Below are 24,936 nucleotides of genomic sequence, written 5' to 3' on the forward strand. Positions count from 1 at the left end.
TCAAATAGGTTAATTGTTGTCGAATTGAATTGGATTTCCCAAGTAATAATCAATAATCTTAGATCTGAATATTACGTTATATTTTGCTTGAATTAAATCAAATTCAGCTTTATTACGTTCGGTCTGTGCGGTGAATAGTTCCAACGAATTTGCCATACCGATATCGTATCGTTCTTTGGTTGCTTTGTAAGCCGTTTCAGCACTTTCGAATGCTGCAGTTGCCGAAGTGTATTTTTGCTTGGCGGCATTGACGTCCAATACTGCTTGGTTAACAGCTTTATTCAAATTGTTTTTTGCCAATTGTTCTGCTGCTTCAGCCTGTTTTAAGCCAATCTTAGCTTTTGCAACATTGACCTTATTCTGGTTTTTGGAAAAAATTGGAACAGTAAGTGATAAACCGGTAAAAAATGATTTGTTTTCCGATATTTGTGTGCTAAAAGGCACACGATATCTCGTTTTGATATCTAATGGATCTGTTTGCCTAGTTGTTGCCGAAGAATAATTTGTACCATAGCTCACACTCAAATTGAGTGCTGGATAATACCCCCCTTTGGCGATATCAATTTGTTTTAATGCTGCATCCTTATCCAGAGCAGATTTATGGATATCTGGTTGTCTCGTTAATGCTTTTTGATATACATCCATGGCATTTTTATCTTCTGCGTTTACCAAGACAGCTTCTAAACTTGGACGTTCGAGAGAAATAACAGTTTCAGAAGGCATTTCCATCAATTGTTTCAAAGTTAACAGTGACATTTCATATGAATTCTTTAAATTGACTTTATTCAATTCGTTTGAAGCAACCTGATTCTTTGATTTTGCGAGATCAGCGATAGTCTTATTCCCAACCGAAAATTGAATAGAATCTAACAAAAATTGTTGTTTCGATAAGGTAATCTGATCCTCACTAGCCACCATCAACTCATGATTTGTAATCGCTTCCAAATAATTCACTAAGACATTTAAAACAAGGTCATTTTTAATCTTATCCACCTGTGTAGCAGCAGACTCCAGCTTCAATTTATTAGCCTTTATCTGATTGACCTGTTGAAAACCTTGAAATATGTTCACTTGGGATCCTATGGATCCATTGGTTGTTCTGGTCCAAGCATTGTTGACAATTTGCGCCGAAGTCAAATCGAAGGCAAAGCCGTAACGGAAATTTTGATCAACAGAAGCACCTAAGTCTGGTAATAAATTACTTTTTGCTTGAAATAAGTCCTGAGCAGCGAGATCTTTGCTCAACTCAGCTTGCTTTATTTGGACATTACGTTCCAATGTCATGCGTATAGCCTCTGCTACCCCAACGACCTGCTGGGCTTGGATCAGGTTGTTCGTTCCCAGAAAAAAACCAGTAAATATTACTGCAGAATAATAAAATCTTTTCATGTTCATATGTAGAACCATACAATTTTTATAGATTTGAACTTCATTTATCGGTTATGTATTTTGTCAAATCCCCTTTTTTCCTGCGTTGGCTTTATCCCAGATCGATCTGGCATATGCCGAGGTCGGAAAAAAAAGTCTATCTCACGTTTGATGATGGTCCAATTCCTGAAATTACACCTTTTATACTCGATATCCTAAAAAAATATCAGGTCAAGGCAACATTTTTTTGTGTTGGTGAAAATATTAAAAAAAATCCACATTTGTTCCAACGAATTTTACAAGAAGGACATCAAGTAGGTAATCACACCTACAATCACCTCAAAGGCTGGGATACAAATGATGAGATCTACATCGACAATGTAACTCAATGTCAGGAGCTAACGCAAACCGATCTCTTTCGGCCACCTTATGCCAAAGCAACAAAATCACAGCTTAAAAAGTTATATAGAAATTATCGTGTAGTAATGTGGGATATCATGTCTGGAGACTTCGATCAAAACCTAAGTCCCGAAAAATGTCTTCAAAACGTACTTCCTAATATTCAAAATGGTTCTATTATTATTTTTCATGACAATATCAAAGCCATTCCCCGTGTTGAATATGCTTTACCTAAAACGATCGAATTTCTACAGGCAAATCAATATCAAATAGCAAAGCTAGAGTAGGCGTTAAGGTCTACTTCTTGACAAGACCACTTCAGATTCATAATACTTTCCGACACTCACACTAAAGTATCCCAAAACATTATTAGACAGATTCGAAATCGGATTAGAGGGCGATGCTGCTCCGGGATTAATCATCTGGAAGCTATTCCAATAGGTATATGCGCCCAGATCAATACACTGACGCAAAACCCGTACCCGATCTCCGATCTTAAGGTCTCTGTCGCGGTCGATAATATCATGTTGTACTTGTAGCCCATTATTATACTTATCATTAAATACATCGATAAAGCGTAATTCTCCTCCGTTTACGGACATCTTATACTTATAATAATTCCCCTTCTCGGGTGGATCATTAAATACCAATGTTGGGTAATAAATGGTATCTGTAAATATGATGCGCTCCGATAGACCGATCGAATCAACATCAACATAGCTCGGCACCGTCGAAGTTCCTTCAATTTCCTTTCCGTCGGCCGTCTTTACATACAGTTGATAACTAGCCTTTTCCTGTAATCGCAATGTCTTATTGGTATACACGCCATTTGCACCTGGCGAAAAGGTATAAATCCGATTATTTTGCAGGCTTCTTACGGAGACTTCCGCGTCTGTTATGGGAGCCAACATGGATTCCTTTAGACCGACTACTTTTTGTATGCTGATCTCATGTTGTTGGTCAGACACCATCAGGTCTGCCGTAATTACAATCTGCCCCGTATTTTCAGGCAGGTTAAGGTCAATTTTATCTTCACAACTGACCAAGGTTATCCAGGTTAAGGCTATTAATGCCAATATCTTTCTCATGTTGTGCTAAAATTTAAAGTTCCAGGTGACTGACGGTATCGTGCCAAATAATGCAATCCTATAAATTTCGGTTATATTGGATTGACCTTCTTTCTCCCTAAAATCAATCAAATAAGCGTTTTTGCGATTATAGGCGTTATAAATCCCGAAAGATAAACTGGAATAAGTATTTTTTGTACGTTTGATATCATAGGTCGCTGCAAGGTCTAAACGATGATATGCAGGCATGCGTTGGCCATTTCGCTTATCATAGTAGAAGATCGTCCTATCGTCAACAAAATATTTTCCGGCAGGCATTGTTACGGCATCACCGGTATAATAGACAAAGTTTGCACTTAGATTCCATTTGGGATTCAATTGATACTGTGCCACGACAGCGATGTTATGAGTTTTATCCTGACGCGCGTTAAACCATTGCCCATCATTGATCTGTTCAAACTGTCTTTCACTTTTGGATAGTGTATAGCTGATCCATCCATTCAACCGCCCCAGTCGTTTCTTTATAAACCACTCGACACCATACGCCCTGCCTTTTCCAAATAAGAGCTCCCCGTCCAAAAGTTCATTGGCCTGAAGATCGGCCCCATTTCTATAGTCAATCTGATTTTTAAGATCCCTGTAATAACCTTCTACAGAAAATTCATATCGATTGGACATGAAATTTCTGAAATAACCCAGCGAATACTGGTTGGACAACTGTGGCTTGATGGTATTATTGCTCAATACATATTGATCTGTCGGCAGACTACTTGTTGTATTGCTCAGCTGATGTAAATACTGAACATTCGTATTATACGAAGCTTTGAATGTTGCCGATTCATTCAAGGCGTAGTTAAGGGAAATACGAGGTTCCAGATAGATATATTTTTTTCCCATTTCCCCACGCCCAACATAAGTGGAATCGACGGCTTCTCCGGCATTGTCAAATGTATAGAAGGTACCGGGTCCTAAAGTTGCATAGGCCGTTGCTCTAACACCGTAATTCAATTTAAGCTTATCATTTATCGACCAGTCATCAGAGATATAAGCAGCAATGTCCAGCCCCTTGCGATGCTGAATACGCAATGAATTTACCTTAGAATCTTCTCCGGCTTCAATACTTGCCGGGCGGATTTCCTGTAACGCTGCCTGCAGACCAAATTTTAAATTGTGACGGTCCGAAAGGCTGTACTGAAAATCCTGTTTAAAATTATAGTTGAATATATCGGAACGAATCTTAAAGTTATTGTCGTCTTCAATCTTCACTTGATAATTAAATTTACTGAATATCAGTGTAGTATTACTAAACAAGCGATTGCTCCACACGTGATTCCAACGCATGGTTCCCGTCGCATTTCCCCAATTGAAATCAAATAAATCATGATAGGCCATTGCATCTTTACCAAAATATCCCGATAAGTAAAGGGTATTTTTATCGTCGATCCGATAATTTAGCTTGGCATTGAGATCATAGAAAAATAAAGCACTCTTTTTTATATTTTCATCGCTGGAAAGTTTCAGGAATAAATCAGCGTAGGTACGTCTGCCAGAGATCATAAAAGAGCTTTTTCCTTTCTCTATAGGGCCCTCCACCTTAAGTCGCGACGCGATCAGCCCTAATCCTCCTTCCACATTAAAATGCTGATTATTCCCGTCCAGTGTTGTTATCTCCATGACTGAGGAGATTTTGCCACCATACTGCGCCGGCACACCGCCCTTATAAAAATTGACATCTTTGATGGCATCCGAATTAAATGTTGAAAAGAAACCAAAAAGATGCGAACTGTTGTAAACCGGAGCCTCATCCAACAAGATCAGATTTTGGTCCCCTCCCCCTCCACGAACATAAAAGTTACTACTTCCTTCTCCGCCGCTAGTCACCCCCGGAAACAATTGAATCGTCTTTAAAATATCTTTCTCACCAAACAATACAGGCACTTTTTCAATCTCCTTCGGGCTAAACTGTGTCAGACCCGGCGTCAGGTCTTTGATTGATTTTCTCCGATTCCCGGTGACAACAACCTCAGCCAATTGGCTTTCTTCCGGCACCAGTTGCACAATATAAGTGGAGTCCTTTCCCATCTGAACGGGCAAAACTTTTGTTCGGTATCCCATGGAAGAAACCTCCAGAAAAGTATCCTGTCCACGTAAGGATAAACTAAAGAATCCATATTTATTGGAAGCCGTAGATCTTTTTTCGGCTTCATTACGGACCAAAGCACCGATGATGTTTTCACCACTGATACTATCTCTGATAAATCCTGATATAGATTTAGATTGTTGACCATAGGATTGCTGTGCGCAAAACAAAATAGAAGAAAAATAAAAAACAACCTTTATAGGTTTAAGCATAGCAGACTGAATTCAAAAATTTGTTGAAAATAATAAAAAAGCCTTACAATTCGTAAGGCTTAATAATAAGTTTATAATTTGTTAGTCAAGATCTTCTAGAAACAAAAATAGTATTTTATTCATTTAAGCCAAATATTTATCTATTTTTCTTTTTATTTTTTTTCTGGCTGACTGAAAAAATCATTAAAAAAGGCCATTTGATAGATAATGGAGCGTGACCAATACGCCCAGTTATGCCCTCCTTCACTTGTAACAAAGGTATGATTAATGTTGTGGTACATGAGTTTATCGTGAAGTGCAATATTAACAGGATAGAAAAAATCTTCCTTTCCACAATCAATAATCAGACGAAGTTGATTGTTCACTAATTTGGGAATCATATTGATCACCACGCGATCATCCCAGGCCCGGGGCGAATCGGCGTAATTCCCGATACGATCCTTAATTTCCCAGTTTAGAGGAAAGGGTCTAAAATCCACTCCGCCGGCGGTACTGCCTGCAGCACCATAAAGCGCCTGATGCCTAATTGCAAGTGACAAGGCTCCATGTCCCCCCATGCTAAGTCCTGTAATCGCCCTTCCTCTTCGATCCTGAACAGTAGCGTAATGTCCATCTATATAATCAATCAGTTCTTTGGAAATAAATGTCTCGTATTGATAATTTCGATCATTTTCGATATCCCAATACCAACTTCCAAATCCCCCATCGGGACAAACAACCATATATCCATATTGGTCAGCCAGGGCAGCAACAGTAGAGTTCTTCACCCAATTGCTATAATTGCCCGAGTATCCATGAAGTAAATAGAGCACCGGATATCTGGTACGTTCCGAGTATCCCTTCGGAAGAATAACGACCGTTTTAATAACTTTGTCCATTCGCTGACTCCGGATAGCTAAAGTATCGACTTTCGCAGCTTTACTGGCTATACAAAAACAAAATAAGGCAATTGATAAAAGTAATAATTGCTTTAAATTCATGAAATAATGAACTGGATTGTTCTTTTTATTCCATCTATTCAGTGCTGTGGCACCCATCTGTCTCGTTAAAAAAAGATTGTTATTTATCATTTGATTTAGGATTTTTTTCGTAGTAATAAAGATAGGATTTTAAACCGAATGGGCGCTCACTGATAGTATAAAAACCTTCCCCATCCTTATCGAATGCGATGGCCTCCCCTTGAGGTTCCACCGAATAAGGCACTTCAATCGGTTTCGATTGAAGCGTTTCGCCCCATGATCTACCCAGTTTCCTTTTCCAATAAAAAATAGTTGTAATATTCTTGATAAGCAGCTCTTTTCCTGTAGGGTCTATCGCCGCTGCTGTAGCGAAAGTAAAAGGGAGTTCAGCCACTTTACTTAACGTGAAATACTGTTGTTTTCTATTTCTGAAAACTGGTGCGCTATATACAGTCGATTGAAATTCGCGCTTCGAAACCACATACAAGGTATTATCTGTTGGATCAACCATGATAGATTCCGCATCCAACCGTTTCTGTCCCGGAAATTTAACAAATATGGTTTTGATATATTTCTTTGATATCAGTGAAGAATCGCCAACTGAAGGTTCAGGAAACACATAAAGGCACCCCCAAACCCGCTTCCCGAGATTATTTCCAATATCTGCTAAAACAAGGTAATTTTTATCTGCAATTTTGACACGGTCTATATCTTCACAATCAACCACATCTATTCCTTCCAGCGCAAACCTTTTGATTAACTTTGCTTGACGATCGATCAAATAGATGTTTGCACTATCTCCACTGTCGTTATGAACCCAAAACGTTCCCTCCTCATGGGCGGCTACGATACCAGACACTTCTTTGAGCCCGGGATCCGTCAATTCACCTAGAGGGACTTGTGTTTTAAAATAATCCTTGTTATTTTGGGCATATATCCGTAAGCCGGACAGAAAAAGTACCATGACTAAGAGTACTTTTGTTCGTGCAATATTCATGTTTAAAGATACGTTTTTATTGATATTTAATGCCCATTATGAAGAAATCCCTGAAATCCAGCTTATTTTTTATCTCCTTATTTCTATTCCCGTACGGATTATATGCACAAATCAGCTCGTTTCGGATAAAAGTTAAATCCGGGCTCGAAAGTACACCTCCCTATCTCGTAAAGTATTACAATAGTAGAAACTGGGAAAAATTCTATGCAGAAATACAACAGTTTAACTACAATGCCAACTTTGAATACACGATTCGGGTAAAAAAAACGCAGACTGCACAAACATCAATCTATGCACTGGCGGAAATAATCAACAAATCCCAGACCAAAAACACGGAAATTGCCATCTGGGATGTTGCCGAGAATTATGTAAATAATCCAACATCGGGAAAATTGAACTGCCTCCAGGTGAAATCCAGTAAAAAAAACAAATGGGAATATATTTCTAATCCGATCCTCGGTTTCGATTACCAAGAACAATATCGTTATCGTATAAAAGTAAAGCAAACGAAAGCAAAAGACACCGACAGCATTCAATATGAATTACTTGACATTATTTCCAAAGAAAGGGTCACCGATCTACCCAGTGTGGCTTCATTTCTTGCCAGATTCAAGTGGAATTTACTGCAGTTAAATGGTAAAGATGTTTCAAGTAATAAGGCCAATATCGGTTTCGATGCAAAAAATGGCACCATTGCCGGATCGACAGGATGTAATAATTTCTGGGGTAATTTTGGCATTAAAGGCAATGTGATCAGTTTTCCGCGTCTCGCCAGTACGATGAAATCCTGTAACGGAGCCAATATTGAAAATGATTTCTTTGCAGTACTGGAGCAAAAGCAGCTTCAATTTGACATTGCCGAGCAGACTTTAAACTTTTATATTGATGGGAAATTAGTTATGATCTTCGGGTTGGAGCGTGAATAAGAAAATACCCGAAGCCTGGGGAACTTCGGGTATTTTAGCCATATTATTAACCTATTTTATGAAAAGTATTTATGCCATTTGGAAATGACATAAACAAATATGTGAAATAAAGCGGAAAGATTCGAAAGCTCAGCCATATTTTAACATAATTTTAACATTTTAAAAATATTGAGAAAAATCAGCATAAAAATGATATTTTATCAGCTATATGCTCCTATAGAAAGTATTATCTTAAGCCTTTAAACCATAACGATGATCAAGACATTTTTTACGACAACATCTTTGTTTCTGGCGACGACACTTATTGCGCAAAAGAATCCAGTTTTAAATGGTAATTATGCCGATCCCGAGGGAATTATTTATAATGACAAATATTGGATTTTCCCGACCTATTCTGCCCCGTATGAAGAACAACTATTTTTTGATGCATTTTCTTCTTCGGATTTAGCACATTGGGAAAAACATCCGCGGGTACTCCAAAATACCCAGGTAAAATGGGCCGAAAAAGCGATGTGGGCGCCAGCCGTACTTGAAAATAACGGTAAATATTATTTGTTCTTTAGTGCTAACGACGTGCATGAAGGGGAAATCGGCGGAATTGGCGTGGCTGTAGCGGACAAACCTGAAGGCCCTTATACAGATCTTCTAGGCAAACCATTGATAAATGATATTATCAACGGCGCGCAACCCATAGATCAATTTGTTTTTAAAGATAAAGACGGTACATTCTATATGTATTATGGCGGCTGGAAACATTGCAATATGGTCAAACTCAAACCGGATTTTACGGGTTTGCTTCCTTTTGATGACGGAACTTTTTACAAAGAAATTACGCCAAAGGATTATGTCGAGGGCCCATTTATGTTTATCAAAGAGGGCAAATACTACTTTATGTGGTCAGAGGGCGGCTGGACAGGTCCCGACTATAAGGTCGCTTATGCAATTGCCGACTCTCCGTTTGGGCCATTTGAGCGCATTGGAACTATCCTCGAACGTGATCCGGAAGTTGCCGTCGGTGCCGGGCACCATTCAGTCATCAAGGTTCCTAATAAAGATAAATATTTCATTGTTTATCATCGCAGACCATTGGGCAAGGAAGGCGCGAATGAACGTGTCACTTGCATAGACGAAATGAAATTTGACAAAAAGGGTCGTATTCAACCTGTCAAGATGACATTTAAAGGTGTAAAATATCCGTTAAAATAGATTATTCCTTTCGATAAAGTAAGAGCATATAACAACTAGACCCAAAAATTAGAGCCCCGATCATTGAACGGGGCTCTTCTTATTTTATCGCAACATCAGGTAACTTTTAAATACGCGCTATGGCATTGTTTAGTGTCACAGAAGGACGCATTGCTTTCGTCGCTAATTCGTCATTCGGGAAGTAATAACCACCGATGTTCTGTTCCTGACCTTGTGCGCCGATCAATTCATCATTAATTTTCGCTTCATTATCTGTCAATTCTTTTGCTACCGCGGCAAAACGGTTCGCCAGTTCAGCATCTTTCGTTTGAGCAGCCAAGGCCTGCGCCCAGTACAATGTCAAATAAAAGTGAGATCCACGGTTATCAATCTGACCTACCCGACGTGCTGGAGACTTGTCATTTGCAAGGAATTTCTCCGTTGCTTCATCCAAGGTTTCAGCCAAAACCAATGCTTTTGGATTATTCTGTGTCTGCGACAAATGTTCCAATGACGCTCCTAAAGCCAAAAATTCACCTAATGAATCCCAACGCAAGTAACCTTCTTGCAGGAATTGCTCCACATGTTTTGGAGCAGAACCACCAGCACCAGTTTCGAACAAACCACCGCCGTTCATCAATGGTACAATAGACAACATCTTAGCCGAGGTACCAACCTCTAAGATAGGGAACAAATCTGTCAGATAATCACGTAGTACGTTACCTGTTACAGAAATAGTATCTTCCCCTTTACGGATACGTTCCAATGAAAACTTAGTTGCCTCAATCGGAGATAGGATTCGAATATCTAAACCCGTCGTATCAAAATCAGGCAAATATTTCTCTACCTTCTTAATGATCTCTCTGTCATGCGCACGGTTTTTGTCCAACCAGAATATTGCCGGCGTATCTGACAAACGCGCACGATTTACAGCTAATTTTACCCAGTCTTGGATCGGTGCGTCTTTTGTTTGACACATACGGAAAATATCCCCTTCTTCAACGTTCTGTTCCATGTACACATGACCATCGGCGTCCACCACACGGATAACACCGTTACCCGCAGCCTGGAAAGTTTTATCGTGAGAACCATACTCTTCCGCTTTTTGAGCCATCAAACCAACGTTTGGAACAGAACCCATTGTCTTGGGATCTAAAGCACCATGCGCTTTACAGTCCTCTATTGTTGCTTCATAAACACCTGCGTATGAACGATCAGGAACCATGGCGATCGTATCTTCTTCCTGACCATCTTTATTCCACATTTTACCGCCAATACGGATCATCGCCGGCATAGATGCGTCAATAATAACGTCAGAAGGAACGTGGAAGTTTGTAATACCTTTATCCGAGTTAACCATCGCCAAAGCCGGACCTTGCGCAATAGCAGCATCGATGGCAGCTTTCACTTCCGCCTCTTTTGGATGACCCGCAATTTTAGCGTATACTTCCCCTAAACCATTATTTTTATTGATACCTAATTCTTTGAATAACTCACCATAGGTAGCAAATACATCTGCGAAATAAGTTTCAACAACAGCGCCAAAGATAATAGGGTCAGAAACTTTCATCATCGTTGCTTTCAAATGCGCCGACAATAACACGCCCGCCGCTTTCGCCTCAGCGATCGCGTCAGCAACAAAACCTTTTAATGCATTTAAGCTCAATGTCGATGAGTCAATTACTTCGCCCGCTTTTAATGGAGAAAGCCCTTTTAATTCGGTAACGCTCCCTTGTGCATCTACAAATTCAATTTTGAATTGACCAGCGTTTTCTACTGTTACAGATTTTTCTGAACCATAGAAATCACCGGAAGTCATTGATGCTACCTTTGTTTTAGAATCTTTTGCCCAAGCACCCATTTTATGTGGATTTGCTTTCGCGTAGTTCTTAACCGCCTTAGGTGCGCGACGATCCGAGTTACCTTCACGTAATACTGGGTTTACAGCAGAGCCCAGTACTTTTGCATATTTAGCTTTGATTGTTTTTTCTTCCTCCGTGGTTGCTTCATCCGGATAGTTAGGGATAGCGTAACCCGCTTTTTGCAACTCAGCAATAGCGCCTTTTAATTGTGGAATAGATGCTGAAATATTCGGTAACTTAATGATGTTCGCTTCTGGCGTTGTCGCCATTTGCCCCAACTCTGCCAAAGCATCGGCAATTTTTTGATCTTCTTTTAAAAATTCGGGAAAGCTTGCAAGAACACGACCTGCTAAAGAGATATCTCTCAATTCAACATCGATACCAGCTGTAGCTGTAATCGCTTGTACAATAGGCAAAAACGAGTAAGTCGCCAACAAAGGTGCTTCGTCTGTTTTTGTCCAAACAATTTTTGATTTGTTTGACATAGTAATCTATTAGAAATATGTTTAATTTTTAATGCTATGTGAAATCAATGAAAATCTAATTTTTTCAAAATTTCGCCTAAAGATAAGAATTAATGCCATAAACCCTGCGTTAATCCGACCTTTTTGACAATAAAATTGTGAAAATAAATATATTTTGGCAATCCAGAATAAGTTTGGGTTCTTCTCTCGAAAAGACAACCCTCTTTACATTTCAATGACGGGATAATACAATCGAAACCCTAATTTAGTCAAACAATAAATACGATTAAGCATGAAATCATTCAAATTGAACAATGGAATTGATATTCCAGCAATTGGATTTGGAACTTGGCAAATTCCCGAAGGTGAAGAGGCATATCAGGCCGTTACGGAAGCATTGAAAGTCGGGTATACACATATTGATACCGCCGCCATATATGGTAACGAAAAAAGTGTAGGCCGCGCGATCAAAGACAGCGGAATAGCGCGTGATACATTATTCATAACGACCAAACTATGGAATACCGAGCGTGGCTATGATAAAACAATTGCTGCATTCGAAAAATCCCTAGCAGACTTGGGTTTGGAGTACATTGATCTTTATTTGATTCACTGGCCGGCGAATGAATCACAATTCGAAAACTGGGCAACGATCAACGCTGAAACATGGAAAGCCCTTGAATATTTATATCAACAAGGAAAGGTAAAAGCTATCGGGATTAGCAATTTCCCGAAAGAATATCTCGCCAAATTATTGGAAACAGCAACGATCATCCCGGCTGTCAATCAAATTGAATTTCACCCCGGTTATCTGCAAGAGGAAACTGTCGAGCTTTGCAAATCAAATGATATTTTAGTGCAGGCATGGTCCCCACTCGGCTCAGGAAGAATATTGCAGGATGAGACCCTGATCGCTTTAGCGGAGCAGAAGTCTACCAGTGTGGGACAGATCTGTATTAAATTTTCACTCTCGCAGGGCATTTTACCACTACCAAAATCCACCAATCCGGCAAATATTAAACGAAACTTGGATATTGATAGCTTCCACCTTACGGAGGAAGATATCAAGATAATTCGGACATTACCAGCAATGGGTTTCTCTGGATCGGATCCTAAAAAAGTAGCATTCTAAATCATCGATAATCTTTCAAATCACATAGAAAGAGTCCTCAAATCGAATATGCTTTGGAAGACTCTTTTTTTTGACCTTGAATCCCAACGGTAAGTTCCCCAACTACATGCTGTCCGTCAAAAAATTGACAGTTTCCTGTTATTGATGTAACAAATTCCATTCTTTTTAGCCCTACCCCACGCTTGCAAAACGATTTGCAAATTCCCAAAAACAAGAAATATGAGCTTGCCTGAAACAAAAGTTTAGCGTAACTGTTAATACCGCATACATTAAATACAATAAGGCCTACCCACGACGTAATGTGCCGATATACAACAAAACGTTTGCGGCTAGGCCGTAGCATATTATTGGAAAAAGTATTTGAACCAATTGGCACCAACAGTTGATAACATTAGTTGCTTCCATTTCTAGATTAGAAACAGAATTGAAGTATACAAATGCTGAAATCAATGTTATGTATGCACCTTACACTATTTTAAAAGAGACCGGAAAGATTTAAATTTAAAAACACTATTATGGCAAATTCATTTTTAAAAACAATCAGATCCTCCATCAAGCATTGGTATATTCCGCTTATCATAGGAATTCTCTTAATTTTATTGGGTTTCTATACGATATCCACTCCCGTCACGTCCTTTCTCGCATTGAGCATGTTGTTTTCCTGGTCATTCATTGTTTCTGGGGTACTGGAAATTATTTTTGCCTTACAAAACAAAAATGAGGTTGACGGTTGGGGCTGGTACCTTACTGGGGGCATTCTTTACGTCTTATTTGGAATTTTACTCATGACCAATCCCCTATTATCTGCGGGCACTTTGTCTTTTATTGTCGGATTTTATGCTTTGTTCAGGTCATTTCAACTGTTGTCCTTCTCCTTTGATCTCAAAAATTATGGCAGTAAATCTTGGGGCTGGATTACGTTATTTGCGGTACTAGGCATTGTTTTTAGCTTTATTTTACTTTGGAACCCGCTCTTTGCAGGGCTATCTCTTGTGATATGGACGGGGATGGCAATTAGCACCGCCGGTTTTGCGGCCTGTGTATTTGCTTTTCAATTGAAAAGTCTAAAAAATATCCCCGACAAACTTCCTCATGAATGGAAAGAACGTTACGAAAAATTAAAGGAAGAATTTGAACAATACAACAGATAAAAGAAGGCTTATAAAAAGACAAATGCCCGACTAAAGAATAGAACCATCTTGAAGGATGGTTTTATTCCTTTATTTCCACAATGGTGAAAGGTACTTTTTCTAATGGAAAGTCTTGTTGATCTGTTTTAACCTGACTAATCTTCAAGATCACATCAAGACCCTGATAAATTTCGCCAAAGACTGTAAAATCATGATCAAGCCTAGGTTGCCCACCATACGCTAAATATTCCTTACGCTGTTCTTTACTGTATTTTATACCCTTTTTTGCTTCCAAGCTATCGAGATCTGCGGAGCTGATCTTTTTTCCAACGACAAAATAAATCTGATCAAGGAAGGAAGCTTTTTCCGGGTTGCCGTCTCGTCCCGCTCCTAATGCCCCCATTTTATGAAAAGCACGTTCGTCAAATTCCGCCGCCAGTCTAGGTTTCCGGTGTAAGGGATCTGCTGCCTCCTTCTTTTCTATATCTATATCATGTTCTCCCCCTTGTACAACAAAATTTTCAATAATGCGATTGAAAAGGGCATTCTGATAAACACTATCTTTAATCGACCTTAACATCAAATCACGATGATGTGGTGTAAAATCATAAAGTATGACCTTAAACTCCCCAAATGCGGTTTTAAATAATAGGTGTTTCGACTGTGCATGGGCACCGCCTGCCCAGAACAAAAACAACCCTACGATCCAAGTGATTTTCTTCATCTTTTTTTACAGCTTCAACTTATTCAAAATTTGATATAAAAATACATTAAATTTCAATTCGGGGAAATTTGTTTATTACTTATATTTGGAATAAAACAATTCAATTTTATGCAATACACTCCCCATCCCGATCGCTATCAACAGATGATTTATAACCGTTGTGGCAAATCCGGCCTTCAGTTACCAGCGATCTCCTTAGGTTTATGGCACAATTTTGGGAATGACACGGCACATCAAACCAAAGTTGACATCTGCACAACGGCTTTTGATCTCGGAATCACGCATTTCGATCTAGCCAATAACTATGGACCGCCTCCGGGTAGCGCGGAAATTGCATTCGGACAAATTCTTAAGCAACAGTTTGCGGGATATCGCGATGAGCTGATCATTTCAACAAAAGCAGGTTATCACATGTGGGACGGCCCTTATGGCGAATGGGGCAGCCGAAAATATATTATTTCCAGTTGTGATCAATCCTTAAAACGTTTAGGAACAGATTACGTTGACATTTTCTATTCACATCGCTTCGATCCAAACACGCCATTAGAGGAATCCATGATGGCCCTGGATCAGCTCGTGCGAAACGGGAAAGCTCTTTATGTCGGTATTTCGTCCTACAACTCACAACGTACCAAGGAAGCCTATACAATACTGAAATCTTTGGGAACACCATTTGTTATCCATCAACCGAGCTATTCCATGCTGAATCGATGGGTTGAGTCGGATGGTCTATTAGACACTCTGGGCGAGATTGGTATTGGTTCAATTGTTTTCTCTCCACTTGCCCAGGGCATGTTAACCGATAAATATTTACATGATATTCCTGAAAATAGCAGGGCTTCACAATCAAAATCCTTGCAGACCAAGTTTCTTAGTGAAGAAAACCGAAAAAATATTCAGGCGCTACATGCGATTGCACAACGTAGAGGGCAGTCCTTAGCACAAATGGCCATTGCATGGGTTTTTCGAAAACAACAGGTGACTTCTGCACTTATTGGGGCGTCGAGACCGCAACAGGTCATTGATTGTGTCGGATCACTCAAAAACCTATCATTCACGGCAGAAGAAATCCATGAGATTGATCTCTATGCAAAAGATGGACATATTAATATATGGGCTCAATCCGCAGAAATTGAGAAAAGCTGATCAATGTGTAAATTACTTAAATATCAAAGGCGTACTGGCTATTATCCGATAATCATTACGCCTTTTTTAATGTTAGCCTGCAATAACAATAATAGCCTATTGCATTATCTTCAGAATTTTTTCAAATGTGTTCACATTGCGGCTGGTGAACTTATCCTTCAGACTTTTCTTACCCAATATTTTTCCGAACGTTGAATCCAGTGTATTACCTTTGGGCACCTGCCAATAAAATACACCATTAATCACTTCGGCTCTTTCATCAGCTGCTTTGGTACTGATATTGAATTCTTGCATGAGCAGTTCTTCTACGCCCAGCAAACCTACAAAAGCATAAATATGAAAATCGGGACGAATGTCAAAAGGAATATTACGTCTGAATAGCGCAATTTCTTCCTCCGATTTAATGAACAAAAAAGCTTCGTAGGAAAAAGACTTAGACATAGCAGCTTCCAAAACGATTTTAAGTTCGTCCACAGGGCTATCCGATGAAAAAACAATGTTTCCGGAAGCCAACACTGAACTTACATGATCCATGCCGGTATCTTTAAATACCCGACATACATCGGCCATCTTCATATTAGTTCCCCTTACATTTACCCCCCGTAAAAACGCACAATATTTTACCATTTATCCAGTTTTTAAAGTTCATTTATCGGATTCCAGAACAATTTCTTAAAATCCCTGACCCTAAGATTATTTATCACAATACCTTCGCCCTCCAGTTTGGTCTGAAATTCCGGAACGGACAATACGCCACCACTGGAAATCACCCGATGAGCAGGCACATCTCCTGGACAGCCGCTCATTGCTTTTCCAACATGACGAGCGTGATTCGGATATCCCAACGCTTTTGCAATAGCACCATAAGTTGAAACACGCCCTTTTGGGATCAGTCTCGTTAATTCGTATACCTGTTTTTTAAATATTTCATCCATCATAGATGCTATCACACCATTTAACTCCATGTAGCTAACCACAAAGTATTGCTAATTCTTTTGTTGATAAGCTAAATAAACTACCATTCAACGTTTTTTAAAGGTACAAAAATCAAGTATAATAGACGATTTCCAATGAAGCAAAATTCATATACCATAGTTGGACAAACGGTCCCTTCCTCTATTTTGCGATTAAAAAATAGTAACCTTAATTTCTATGCGTTTAACCAAAATACATAGAGAAACCCTTTGAATATTTTAGAGCGAACGCTATTTGTCGCCAACTTTTTGTGTTGGACCAGTTAGATAACAGATGGGAAAAACTGAGAACAGTATAAGAAAAAAGCCCCTCTGTGTCGAACAAAGGGGCTTTTTGGTACGCCAATCAGGATTCGAACCTGAGACCGTCGGTTTAGAAAACCGATGCTCTATCCAGCTGAGCTATTGGCGCGTCGCTTTCGGTAATGCAAAAGTAGACATTTGTTCAACAATTCCAAAATATCACCTGCTTTTTTTTATGGTTTTTCAATAACTGATTGCTTTTCAACAAGATTATTTTATTGATCTAGGTCAAACAAAAAGACAAATAACGCTGTTACCTTTGTGTTATTAAACAAATAAGAAAAAACATAAAATTATGGCACAAGGAAAATGGGAATTGGACGCTGCACATAGCGAAATAGAATTCAAAGTAAAACACATGATGATCACAAACGTTAAAGGAAACTTTGACAGTTTTAAAATAGATCTTGATGCAGAAGATGATACTTTTGAGAACGCACTTGCAAAAGTATCTATTGATACTGCTTCCATCAACACCAGAAATGAGCAACGTGACGGACATTTAAAGAGCGCTGACTTTTTCGATGTAGAAAAATATCCTGCGATAACATTTGAAGCAACAAGCTTAGAAAATGATCAAATTAAAGGAAATCTAACCATCCGTGATGTGACCAGACCTGTAGTTTTTGATCTGGAATTTGCGGGTATCCAAAAAGATCCTTGGGGAAACACTAAAGCTGGCTTTATCGTCGAAGGAAAGATCAAACGCTCAGATTTTGGACTTAACTGGAATGCAGCTTTGGAAACAGGTGGCGTGATGGTAAGTGACGATGTAAAATTTAGCGCTGATATACAGTTTATAAAAGCTAAATAGGAACTATTTCTAAAATAAAATTTGGCAGGAGAGCAAAAATTCGTACTTTTGTCGCGGAGAGTTGGCAGAGTGGTCGAATGCGGCGGTCTTGAAAACCGTTAACTGTCACAGGTTCGGGGGTTCGAATCCCTCACTCTCCGCATAAGAAACCTTTCAGAAATGAAAGGTTTTTTTATGCTATATGGATTCGAACCAGACGGGCTGGCCGGGGTTCCCACACTATCATCGTTCAATATACTTATTAACAATATCATCCAGATCATCCAGATCAAAGGGCTTGGATAAGAAATCATCTGCACCAGCGCGTACAGCCAACGATTCGATGTCATTATTGGCAGACACATAAATAACCGGAATATGTTTAAACCTATCATCGGCTTTTAAGAGACGGGTAGCCTCTACCCCGCCAATATTTGGAATCCAGTTATCCATTAAAATAAGGTCAGGTTCCGTAGCTTCTACTTTTTGAATGATATCATGTGATGTTTCGGAGACTTCAACATGAAACCCCAAATCTGTCAGCACCACTGTTATGACCTCCAATATAATGGTATCGTCTTCAAATATCAGTACAGTTTTTCTTTTGCTCATATAGCTTAATTTATCTCCCATACATGGATCTATTAAGGTTTGAATATCGCGCCCAATAAAACCATCTTATTGTGGGTAGAGTTTTTTCCAAATTTTTTGATCACCTACTGCGGTGAAGTTCTGTTGAATACTTGAGAAACGTAAGGTTTCCTTACTACCTAAGCCCAAAAAACCCAGGTTTTCCAGGCTTGCATCAAATAATCGAAATACACGATCCTGCAGCTCTTTATTGAAATAAATCAATACATTGCGACACAAAATCAGCTGAAAACTATTAAAAGAAGTATCGGACACCAAATTATGGGTTGATAGGATCATTTTTTGCTTCAATTCCGGATCAAATTTAGCCCAGTCGTAATTTGCCGTATAGTAACTCGAAAAGTCCTGTTTTCCTCCGGATTCGATGTAGTTTTCCGAAAAAGATTTGATCTGACTCAGTGGATAGACACCATTGCGGGCTATTTCCAGTACACGTGGATTGATATCCGTTGCATAAATTAACGATTTATGATGGAGATTGGCTTCCTTAAGTAAAATAGCCAAAGAATAAGCTTCCTCACCACTGGCGCAGCCTGCCACCCAGATCCGGATCAATGGATAGGTCCCCAGCTGCGGCAAGATCTCCTCACGCAGCTGTCGGAAAAATAAAGGATCCCTAAACATCTCCGTCAAATTCACCGTAATTTCCTCCACAAAATGCTGCAGAAACTCCGGATCGTCTTTCAATGCGAATCGGAGCTCCGCAAAACTCACCAATCGGTCATTCGTCATGATCCGGTTGATCCTTCTTTTAATCGATGCCCGGCTATACTGTATAAAATCGTAGCCATAGCGCTGATAGATATCTTCCAATAAAATATCGATCTCCTCGTCTTTAATTATATTATGGTCCAACATCACTATATCAATCGTTCTATTTCGGTCAACAGCACATCGACATCAATCGGCTTTGAAACATAAGCTTTCGCCCCGGATGCCAGACATTTCTCCCGGTCCCCGGGCATTGCCTGAGCAGTTACAGCTATGATGGGAATATCTTTGATAACCGTGGAAGCCCGAATCAAACGAATCGCTTCATAACCATCAATCTCGGGCATCATCATATCCATGAGCACCAATGAAATACCATTTCCCTCTTCCAAAAGTTGAATTGCATCCTTTGCTAAAGTACAACTGACAACTTCGTATCCTCTTGCTCTCAAGGTCAAACCGAGTGCAAAAATATTCCTGCTGTCATCATCAACAATTAATATCACTTTATTTCGATTCATTAACCGCCTTAATTAATTTTCATATAACCATACTCGCAACAACGACAACAGCTGGTCTATATCCACAGGTTTAGAGATATAGTCCGAAGCACCGGCCCGTATACATTTTTCGCGATCACCAATCATTGATTTGGCAGTGACCGCAATAATGGGCAATGTCGCAAATTGAGGCATTTGCCTGATATTCCTGATTGTTTCATACCCATCCATTTCGGGCATCATCATATCCATTAGCACGATATCAATCGACTCTCCCGAACGCAGTACGTCCAGTGCTTCCTTACCATCCATTGCTGGAATCACCTCTACCTGAAATTTCTCCAATGCTTTTGTCATTGAGAATATATTACGCACATCATCATCGGCCACCAGCACCTTTTTTCCTTTCAGCACATCCGCTAATGCGCCAAGCCCGTTGTTTTTTCGTCGCACATCATCTGAACTGTTTATCTCGATCAGATGTAGAAATAACCCTACCTCATCCAAAATCCGCTGATAAGAATGTGCAGTCTTAACAACCACAGAATCTGCATATTTTTTGATTTTCAGTTCTTCTGACTTTGACAGATTTTTACCCGTAAATATGATAATCGGTAAATTTTCAAGTCCCTCATGCTGTTTGATGGCCTCCAAGGTATTATAGCCCATTTCATCGGGAACACCCATATCCAAGATTACGCAGTCTACCTCAGCAGTTCCCAACGCTACGATACTGTCTTCAACATTATCTTTTACTTCAAGTGAGATATTAAAACTACTTAAAAAATAAGCCAATGCGCTAGCATGCTTAGGATTCTCTTCGACAATGAGCACCTTTTTTGGAGACCTGCTCAAAGCAGATTCTATCTTTTGAAAAACAGATGTCATCTGTTCCAAAGCCACAGGTTTATTGATAAAATCAATTGCGCCTTTTAACAGACTTTCCTTCTTCACTTCAAGTGAAGACATGATATGTACCGGAATATGTCTTGTGCTCTTATCCCCCTTTAACTCATCCATCACAGCCCATCCATCCATGACTGGCAATTGAATATCCAATAAAACCGCCTGTGGATGATATTTCTTGGCCGCCGGCAATGCATGATCCCCGCGTACAACAACAACACCCTTATAGTGCTGACTATGCGTGTATTTCAATAGTGCTTTCGCAAAATTGATATCATCTTCGACAATCAGAATAACCTTATCACCTTCAACAATACTATCCCGATCATCAGGTAACTCCTCGGGAATACGTATTGTAGCGGGATTATAGACGTCATCCGCCACAAGCTCACGCACCTCCTCTATTTCAGAATGGATTTCTTCTACAAGCAACTCTTCTTTCGTACGCAGCTCCCCGGGCTCTACCGCATGGTTCGGAATGATAAATAAGAACGTACTTCCCTTTCCTTCCTCGCTCTCCAGTCTGATTTCACCGCCCAGCAAGCGTGCAATCTCTCTGCTGATCGACAACCCTAGCCCTGTCCCTCCGAATTTTCGTCTTGTCGAACCGTCTGCCTGCTGGAAAGCCTCGAAAATTATCTTCTGTTTGTCCAACGGAATCCCTATACCCGAATCAATCACGGCAAAAACAAGCTTATCCTTATCGGAACTGTCTTCGTAAATATCCAGTCTCACCTCACCGGCTGCTGTAAATTTAACCGCATTTGAAATCAGATTCCGCAGCACCTGATCAATTCTAAGCCGATCCCCCTGAAAATTTTTATTGACGCCGGGATCAATATTGATTGTGAAAGCCAGGCCTTTCTCATTGACAATCGGAAGAAATAAATTATTCAGATCTGCCGAGATATCATTTAAATTCAGTGTCGCATACTCCAATGTCATTTTACCCGACTCAATCTTTGAAAGATCCAATATCTCGTCGATCAAGGTTAACAGGCTCGTTCCCGAGCTTTGAATCACTTTAGCCGATTCGATCTGGTCAGCGCTAAGATTGTGTTCATTATTCTCCGATAGCAAACGCGAAAGTAGCAGGATGGAATTTAACGGTGTACGCAGCTCATGGGACATATTTGCCAAAAATTCAGACTTATATTTAGTACTTAAAGCGAGTTCCTCTGCTTTCTGCTGAATTTCCAGGTTACGTTCAGCAATCAATAGATTTTTGTCTTCCAATAGTTTAGAACGTTGTTCCAGTTCTTGGTTTGATTGCATCAATTCCTCATGCTGCACCTTCAGTTCCTCCTCGGACGACTGCAGACGCAAAGTCTGCGCCTCCAATTCCGTATTCAGATTCTCCAGCTCCGCATGCTGCGTCAACAATTCTTCAGACTGTACTTGAGTTTCTTCCAAAAGTGACTGAATTTTAGCCCGGCCCCTCGCCGAAGCGATAGCGATACCAAGTTGTCGGGCACATTCCGTCAGAAATGTTGATTCAATTTCCGCAAACGGTTGACGGTGCCCGATCTCCAGCACACCCAATACCTGATCAGCCAATACAATAGGTACAAAAATAAGGTGCTGTACATTGACCTTTCCACTGGCAAAACTTACGATATAGTCTTCCGTGTTTATATTATTTATAATTTTCGTTTCCCGATCAACAAAGACCTGTCCAACATAACCTTCATTTGGAAGAAAATATTGCTGTGCCCTGGGATCCAATCCGTAAGCGCCGGATAGTTCAAGTTTTTCCTCATTAAAAACATAGATCGCTCCGGTAATAGCGCCTATATAATTGACCAATCCCCTTACTGAATCTGTGGTAAGTATACGTTCGGTTTTGTTACCGACCAATCCGGTATAAAGGTCGGCATATCCCATGTGCAGCCAGTCATTATCTTTAAGCTGATCGAATGATTTCTTTAAGGCTTTTGACATCCGGTTAACGGATTTTGCTATCGCACCGAGGTCGTCTTCCTCAATGTCCTCGGCTTTGACATCATAATCTCCCAAAGCAATGCGATTAGTGATCTTTTGAACCATATTTAACCTGCGGGCAATCCCTTCATCCTTCTCACGGAGAGACTTTTCCAGTGCTAATCGTCTAAGAAAGTCTGCCCTTAGCCGAAAATAAAAGTACGCCGTAATCACCAGCGATAGCAATGCACTGATCACAATAAATAAGGTCGTTATAAACGAAGAATTATCTAAATTAATGGATTTCTGATCGATACCATCATCTTCGTAATGAATAATATCTTTAATAATGCTACGGCATTTGTCCATCGCGGATTTGCTCTCGTCCAGCTGTGTCAGACTAACAGTCCCTCCGTTTCTTTTAACGTTCACGAACTCCTTTAATACAGCTAACCTTTGCCGAGCCGCTGTAAATAAGCTGTCTACGCGAACATTTTGCTCCGGATCTGCTTTCGTAAGTTCCTTTATTTCCTTCAGCTCAACCGGCAGGCTCTCTATAGCCTGGTTGAATGGCTCCAGGTAATTCTCCTTCCCCGTGAGTAGATACCCCCTGTTTCCCGTTTCTGCACCTTGTAGAGAATTAAGGATAATATTTGATAAACTGATTATTTTTCGGGTAACGGCGAGCTCCTGACGATGCTTATTCTGTTCTTTAATCCCCAGATAAGATGCTGTGGAACTCACCAGCAGCGCCAGTAGTGAAAAACCGATTCCTATAGATAAGTTACTAAGTGTTTTATTCGGCATCTGTGGGTAGATTTAATGGTAATGTAAAATAAAATGTGGCCCCCTTACCGGCTGCACTTTCCACGGCAATGGTACCTTGATGACTACGGATAATTTCCGAACAAATATAAAGGCCTATTCCCAGTCCCTGGAAATCAAAGGAAGTTTCTTCTACACGGTAAAACTTGTCAAAAACCTCCGACAGTTTGTTTTCAGGTATACCGATTCCAAAATCTATCACGCTGACTTTTACGACATCTGTCATTACATTACAATCGACGATCACCTTCTCTGTTCCGGCGGCATACTTATAAGCATTGGTTAAAAAATTAACAAGAACCTGCTCCAGACGTATTTCATCACCGTAGACCATGAGTCCCGAGATATCTCCCTGTCTATATAATTCCATATTGCTCTGATCATGGGTCTGCACAATGGAATCAATGGCATTTTGTACCATGCGTTCAAGCGAGAATACCTTTTTATTGATCCGCAGTTTACCATTGTCGATTTTTGACAGATCAAGCAAATCCGTGATCAAACTGTTGAGCTTTCCAACCTGATCCTGAACCCGGCCAACATACTTGGCCTCCGCGCAGTTTTTGTCAAGACTTAACTTACGGTCAAGTAGCTGCATATAAGCTTTGATGCTTGTCAGCGGTGTCTTCAGTTCATGGCTCGCAATACTCAAAAACTCATCCTTTTCCTTCTCTGCTTTCTTTTGTGCATCAATGTCGGTAAATGTGCCCACCCAATTGTTTTCACCATTCTCCAAAATTGGCCAGACCCTTAATAATTGATACGAATACCCCGATTCTTCCCGCTTTTTAACCCGCACCTCCATTTCCAAAGGTTTACCGGATTCAAGACTTTCCTGCAATTCGGTCATGATCGACCGGTCATCAGGATGCGTCTGCGGGAAAGTGTTCTCACTGTCCGAAAACTGGAACCAACGGCCATTGACAAAGCCAATATTACCAAGATGGTCACAGGTAAAAGCAATTTGTGGTAATGATTCCAATAAAGTATGTAAATAGTCCACCTTCGAACGAAGTTCCAATTGCGCCTGTTTCCGTCTTTCCACTTCCATTTCCAAAGTCTGCTGGATATCCTTGAGGGCCTGAGTCTGCTCATAAAGCCGATAAAATGTTTTGACTTTGAGCATCAGAATATCCGGATCGACGGGTTTAGTGACGTAATCCAGTCCTCCTGAATCATAACCTTTCGTAATAAAACGTTTATCTGTATTGACAGCAGATAAAAATATAATCGGCGTCTCCTTAGTCTTACTGAATCCAGCAATGTTTTCAGCAACTTCAAAACCGTCCATATCGGGCATCTGCACATCCAATATGATTAAAGCATAATTATATTTTAAAATTTTCTTTAAAGCTTCTTCACCGGAATGGGCTGTATCGACTTTAAAATTTTTGGATTCCAATAACTTTTGTAACGAATAAATATTATCTGGGTTGTCATCGACTATCAATATCATAGAGCGCTTAAACTAAGAATCAAAAGTAAACAAATGTAAAAAAATTAACCGGATCCGTTCTTCAGGCAAAAAATTTCCTTACTCCCGCAATTTAATCACTAGGATCGACTTTCACTAAAAAATAAACAAAACTTTAACTTATCCCTGCCTGTTTGAATACATAACATGCTCCATACGGAAGTCATG

General features: G+C 39.9%; 21 protein-coding genes and 2 tRNA genes. 8 read left to right on the top strand and 15 right to left on the bottom strand.

The genetic code is table 11. The annotated features are described in order from the left end of the window. Positions 1-9 precede the first annotated feature (9 nt). On the bottom strand, positions 10-1,389 hold the full coding sequence (locus ABTV71_RS16290) for a TolC family protein (protein WP_433900284.1): 1,380 nt from the start codon (positions 1,387-1,389) through the stop codon (positions 10-12). A 53-nt stretch (positions 1,390-1,442) separates the two neighbouring features. On the opposite strand from ABTV71_RS16290, the gene ABTV71_RS16295 reads away from it, so the two are divergent. After that, positions 1,443-2,054, top strand: a complete 612-nt coding sequence (locus ABTV71_RS16295) for a polysaccharide deacetylase family protein (protein ID WP_121122858.1) — start codon at positions 1,443-1,445, stop codon at positions 2,052-2,054. 3 nt (positions 2,055-2,057) lie between these two features. On the opposite strand, the gene ABTV71_RS16300 is transcribed toward ABTV71_RS16295, so the two are convergent. From ABTV71_RS16300 to ABTV71_RS16315, 4 genes are all read right to left on the bottom strand, one after another. Next, positions 2,058-2,855: a DUF4249 family protein gene (locus ABTV71_RS16300; RefSeq protein WP_121122856.1), complete on the bottom strand. Its 798-nt coding sequence runs from the start codon at positions 2,853-2,855 to the stop codon at positions 2,058-2,060. A 6-nt stretch (positions 2,856-2,861) separates the two neighbouring features. Further along, positions 2,862-5,186, bottom strand: coding sequence for a TonB-dependent receptor (locus ABTV71_RS16305; RefSeq protein ID WP_121122854.1), 2,325 nt, complete (start codon positions 5,184-5,186; stop codon positions 2,862-2,864). Between the two features lie 152 nt (positions 5,187-5,338). Further along, entirely contained in the window at positions 5,339-6,256 is a 918-nt protein-coding gene (locus tag ABTV71_RS16310; protein WP_433900285.1) for an alpha/beta hydrolase, read from the bottom strand. After that, complete coding sequence (locus ABTV71_RS16315; RefSeq protein ID WP_433900286.1) at positions 6,246-7,142, bottom strand: hypothetical protein; 897 nt, start codon at positions 7,140-7,142, stop codon at positions 6,246-6,248. Before ABTV71_RS16315 ends, ABTV71_RS16310 begins: the two co-directional genes overlap by 11 nt. A gap of 38 nt (positions 7,143-7,180) precedes the next feature. On the opposite strand from ABTV71_RS16315, the gene ABTV71_RS16320 reads away from it, so the two are divergent. After that, a complete protein-coding gene (locus tag ABTV71_RS16320) occupies positions 7,181-8,068 on the top strand; it encodes a DUF4377 domain-containing protein (RefSeq protein ID WP_433900287.1) in 888 nt (295 codons plus the stop codon). Between the two features lie 252 nt (positions 8,069-8,320). Then, a complete protein-coding gene (locus tag ABTV71_RS16325) occupies positions 8,321-9,274 on the top strand; it encodes a glycoside hydrolase family 43 protein (RefSeq protein WP_433900288.1) in 954 nt (317 codons plus the stop codon). A gap of 106 nt (positions 9,275-9,380) precedes the next feature. On the opposite strand, the gene ABTV71_RS16330 is transcribed toward ABTV71_RS16325, so the two are convergent. Then, a complete protein-coding gene (locus tag ABTV71_RS16330; protein ID WP_121122846.1) occupies positions 9,381-11,600 on the bottom strand; it encodes an NADP-dependent isocitrate dehydrogenase in 2,220 nt (739 codons plus the stop codon). 271 nt (positions 11,601-11,871) lie between these two features. Between ABTV71_RS16330 and ABTV71_RS16335 the strand changes: the two genes are divergently transcribed. Continuing rightward, positions 11,872-12,711, top strand: coding sequence for an aldo/keto reductase (locus ABTV71_RS16335; RefSeq protein ID WP_433900289.1), 840 nt, complete (start codon positions 11,872-11,874; stop codon positions 12,709-12,711). A gap of 515 nt (positions 12,712-13,226) precedes the next feature. Beyond that, positions 13,227-13,862, top strand: a complete 636-nt coding sequence (locus ABTV71_RS16340) for an HdeD family acid-resistance protein (RefSeq protein ID WP_121122840.1) — start codon at positions 13,227-13,229, stop codon at positions 13,860-13,862. Between the two features lie 61 nt (positions 13,863-13,923). On the opposite strand, the gene ABTV71_RS16345 is transcribed toward ABTV71_RS16340, so the two are convergent. Beyond that, positions 13,924-14,565, bottom strand: a complete 642-nt coding sequence (locus ABTV71_RS16345; protein ID WP_433900290.1) for a peptidylprolyl isomerase — start codon at positions 14,563-14,565, stop codon at positions 13,924-13,926. Positions 14,566-14,673: 108 nt separating this feature from the next. Here ABTV71_RS16345 and mgrA point away from each other — a divergent pair, with 108 nt between their 5' ends. Further along, positions 14,674-15,711 carry an L-glyceraldehyde 3-phosphate reductase gene (gene mgrA, locus ABTV71_RS16350; protein ID WP_121122837.1) on the top strand — a complete coding sequence of 346 codons (1,038 nt, stop codon included), beginning with the start codon at positions 14,674-14,676 and terminating at the stop codon, positions 15,709-15,711. A 96-nt stretch (positions 15,712-15,807) separates the two neighbouring features. Here mgrA and ABTV71_RS16355 read toward each other — a convergent pair whose 3' ends face one another. The 3 genes from ABTV71_RS16355 to ABTV71_RS16365 form a co-directional block, all read right to left on the bottom strand. Continuing rightward, positions 15,808-16,338 carry a DUF1697 domain-containing protein gene (locus ABTV71_RS16355; RefSeq protein WP_121122836.1) on the bottom strand — a complete coding sequence of 177 codons (531 nt, stop codon included), beginning with the start codon at positions 16,336-16,338 and terminating at the stop codon, positions 15,808-15,810. Positions 16,339-16,349: 11 nt separating this feature from the next. Beyond that, on the bottom strand, positions 16,350-16,649 hold the full coding sequence (locus tag ABTV71_RS16360; protein WP_317125722.1) for an MGMT family protein: 300 nt from the start codon (positions 16,647-16,649) through the stop codon (positions 16,350-16,352). Positions 16,650-17,020: 371 nt separating this feature from the next. Beyond that, a tRNA-Arg gene (locus ABTV71_RS16365) sits at positions 17,021-17,097 on the bottom strand. Positions 17,098-17,283: 186 nt separating this feature from the next. On the opposite strand from ABTV71_RS16365, the gene ABTV71_RS16370 reads away from it, so the two are divergent. After that, positions 17,284-17,802, top strand: coding sequence for a YceI family protein (locus ABTV71_RS16370; RefSeq protein ID WP_121122834.1), 519 nt, complete (start codon positions 17,284-17,286; stop codon positions 17,800-17,802). Between the two features lie 55 nt (positions 17,803-17,857). Then, positions 17,858-17,942, top strand: a tRNA-Ser gene (locus ABTV71_RS16375). 82 nt (positions 17,943-18,024) lie between these two features. Here the strand turns inward: ABTV71_RS16375 and ABTV71_RS16380 are convergent. The 5 genes from ABTV71_RS16380 to ABTV71_RS16400 all read right to left on the bottom strand — a co-directional run bounded on the left by ABTV71_RS16380 (position 18,025) and on the right by ABTV71_RS16400 (position 24,750). Further along, positions 18,025-18,393: a response regulator gene (locus tag ABTV71_RS16380; protein ID WP_121123467.1), complete on the bottom strand. Its 369-nt coding sequence runs from the start codon at positions 18,391-18,393 to the stop codon at positions 18,025-18,027. A gap of 66 nt (positions 18,394-18,459) precedes the next feature. Then, complete coding sequence (locus tag ABTV71_RS16385; protein ID WP_121122832.1) at positions 18,460-19,290, bottom strand: CheR family methyltransferase; 831 nt, start codon at positions 19,288-19,290, stop codon at positions 18,460-18,462. Positions 19,291-19,292: 2 nt separating this feature from the next. Next, positions 19,293-19,664, bottom strand: coding sequence for a response regulator (locus ABTV71_RS16390; protein ID WP_121122830.1), 372 nt, complete (start codon positions 19,662-19,664; stop codon positions 19,293-19,295). Positions 19,665-19,676: 12 nt separating this feature from the next. Next, positions 19,677-23,276: a response regulator gene (locus tag ABTV71_RS16395; RefSeq protein WP_433900291.1), complete on the bottom strand. Its 3,600-nt coding sequence runs from the start codon at positions 23,274-23,276 to the stop codon at positions 19,677-19,679. After that, entirely contained in the window at positions 23,266-24,750 is a 1,485-nt protein-coding gene (locus ABTV71_RS16400; protein ID WP_433900292.1) for an ATP-binding protein, read from the bottom strand. The genes ABTV71_RS16395 and ABTV71_RS16400 overlap by 11 nt, the downstream gene beginning before the upstream one ends. Positions 24,751-24,936: the final 186 nt, after the last annotated feature.

The organism is Sphingobacterium puteale (genome assembly GCF_050986225.1).
In the GTDB taxonomy this organism is placed as follows: domain Bacteria; phylum Bacteroidota; class Bacteroidia; order Sphingobacteriales; family Sphingobacteriaceae; genus Sphingobacterium; species Sphingobacterium puteale.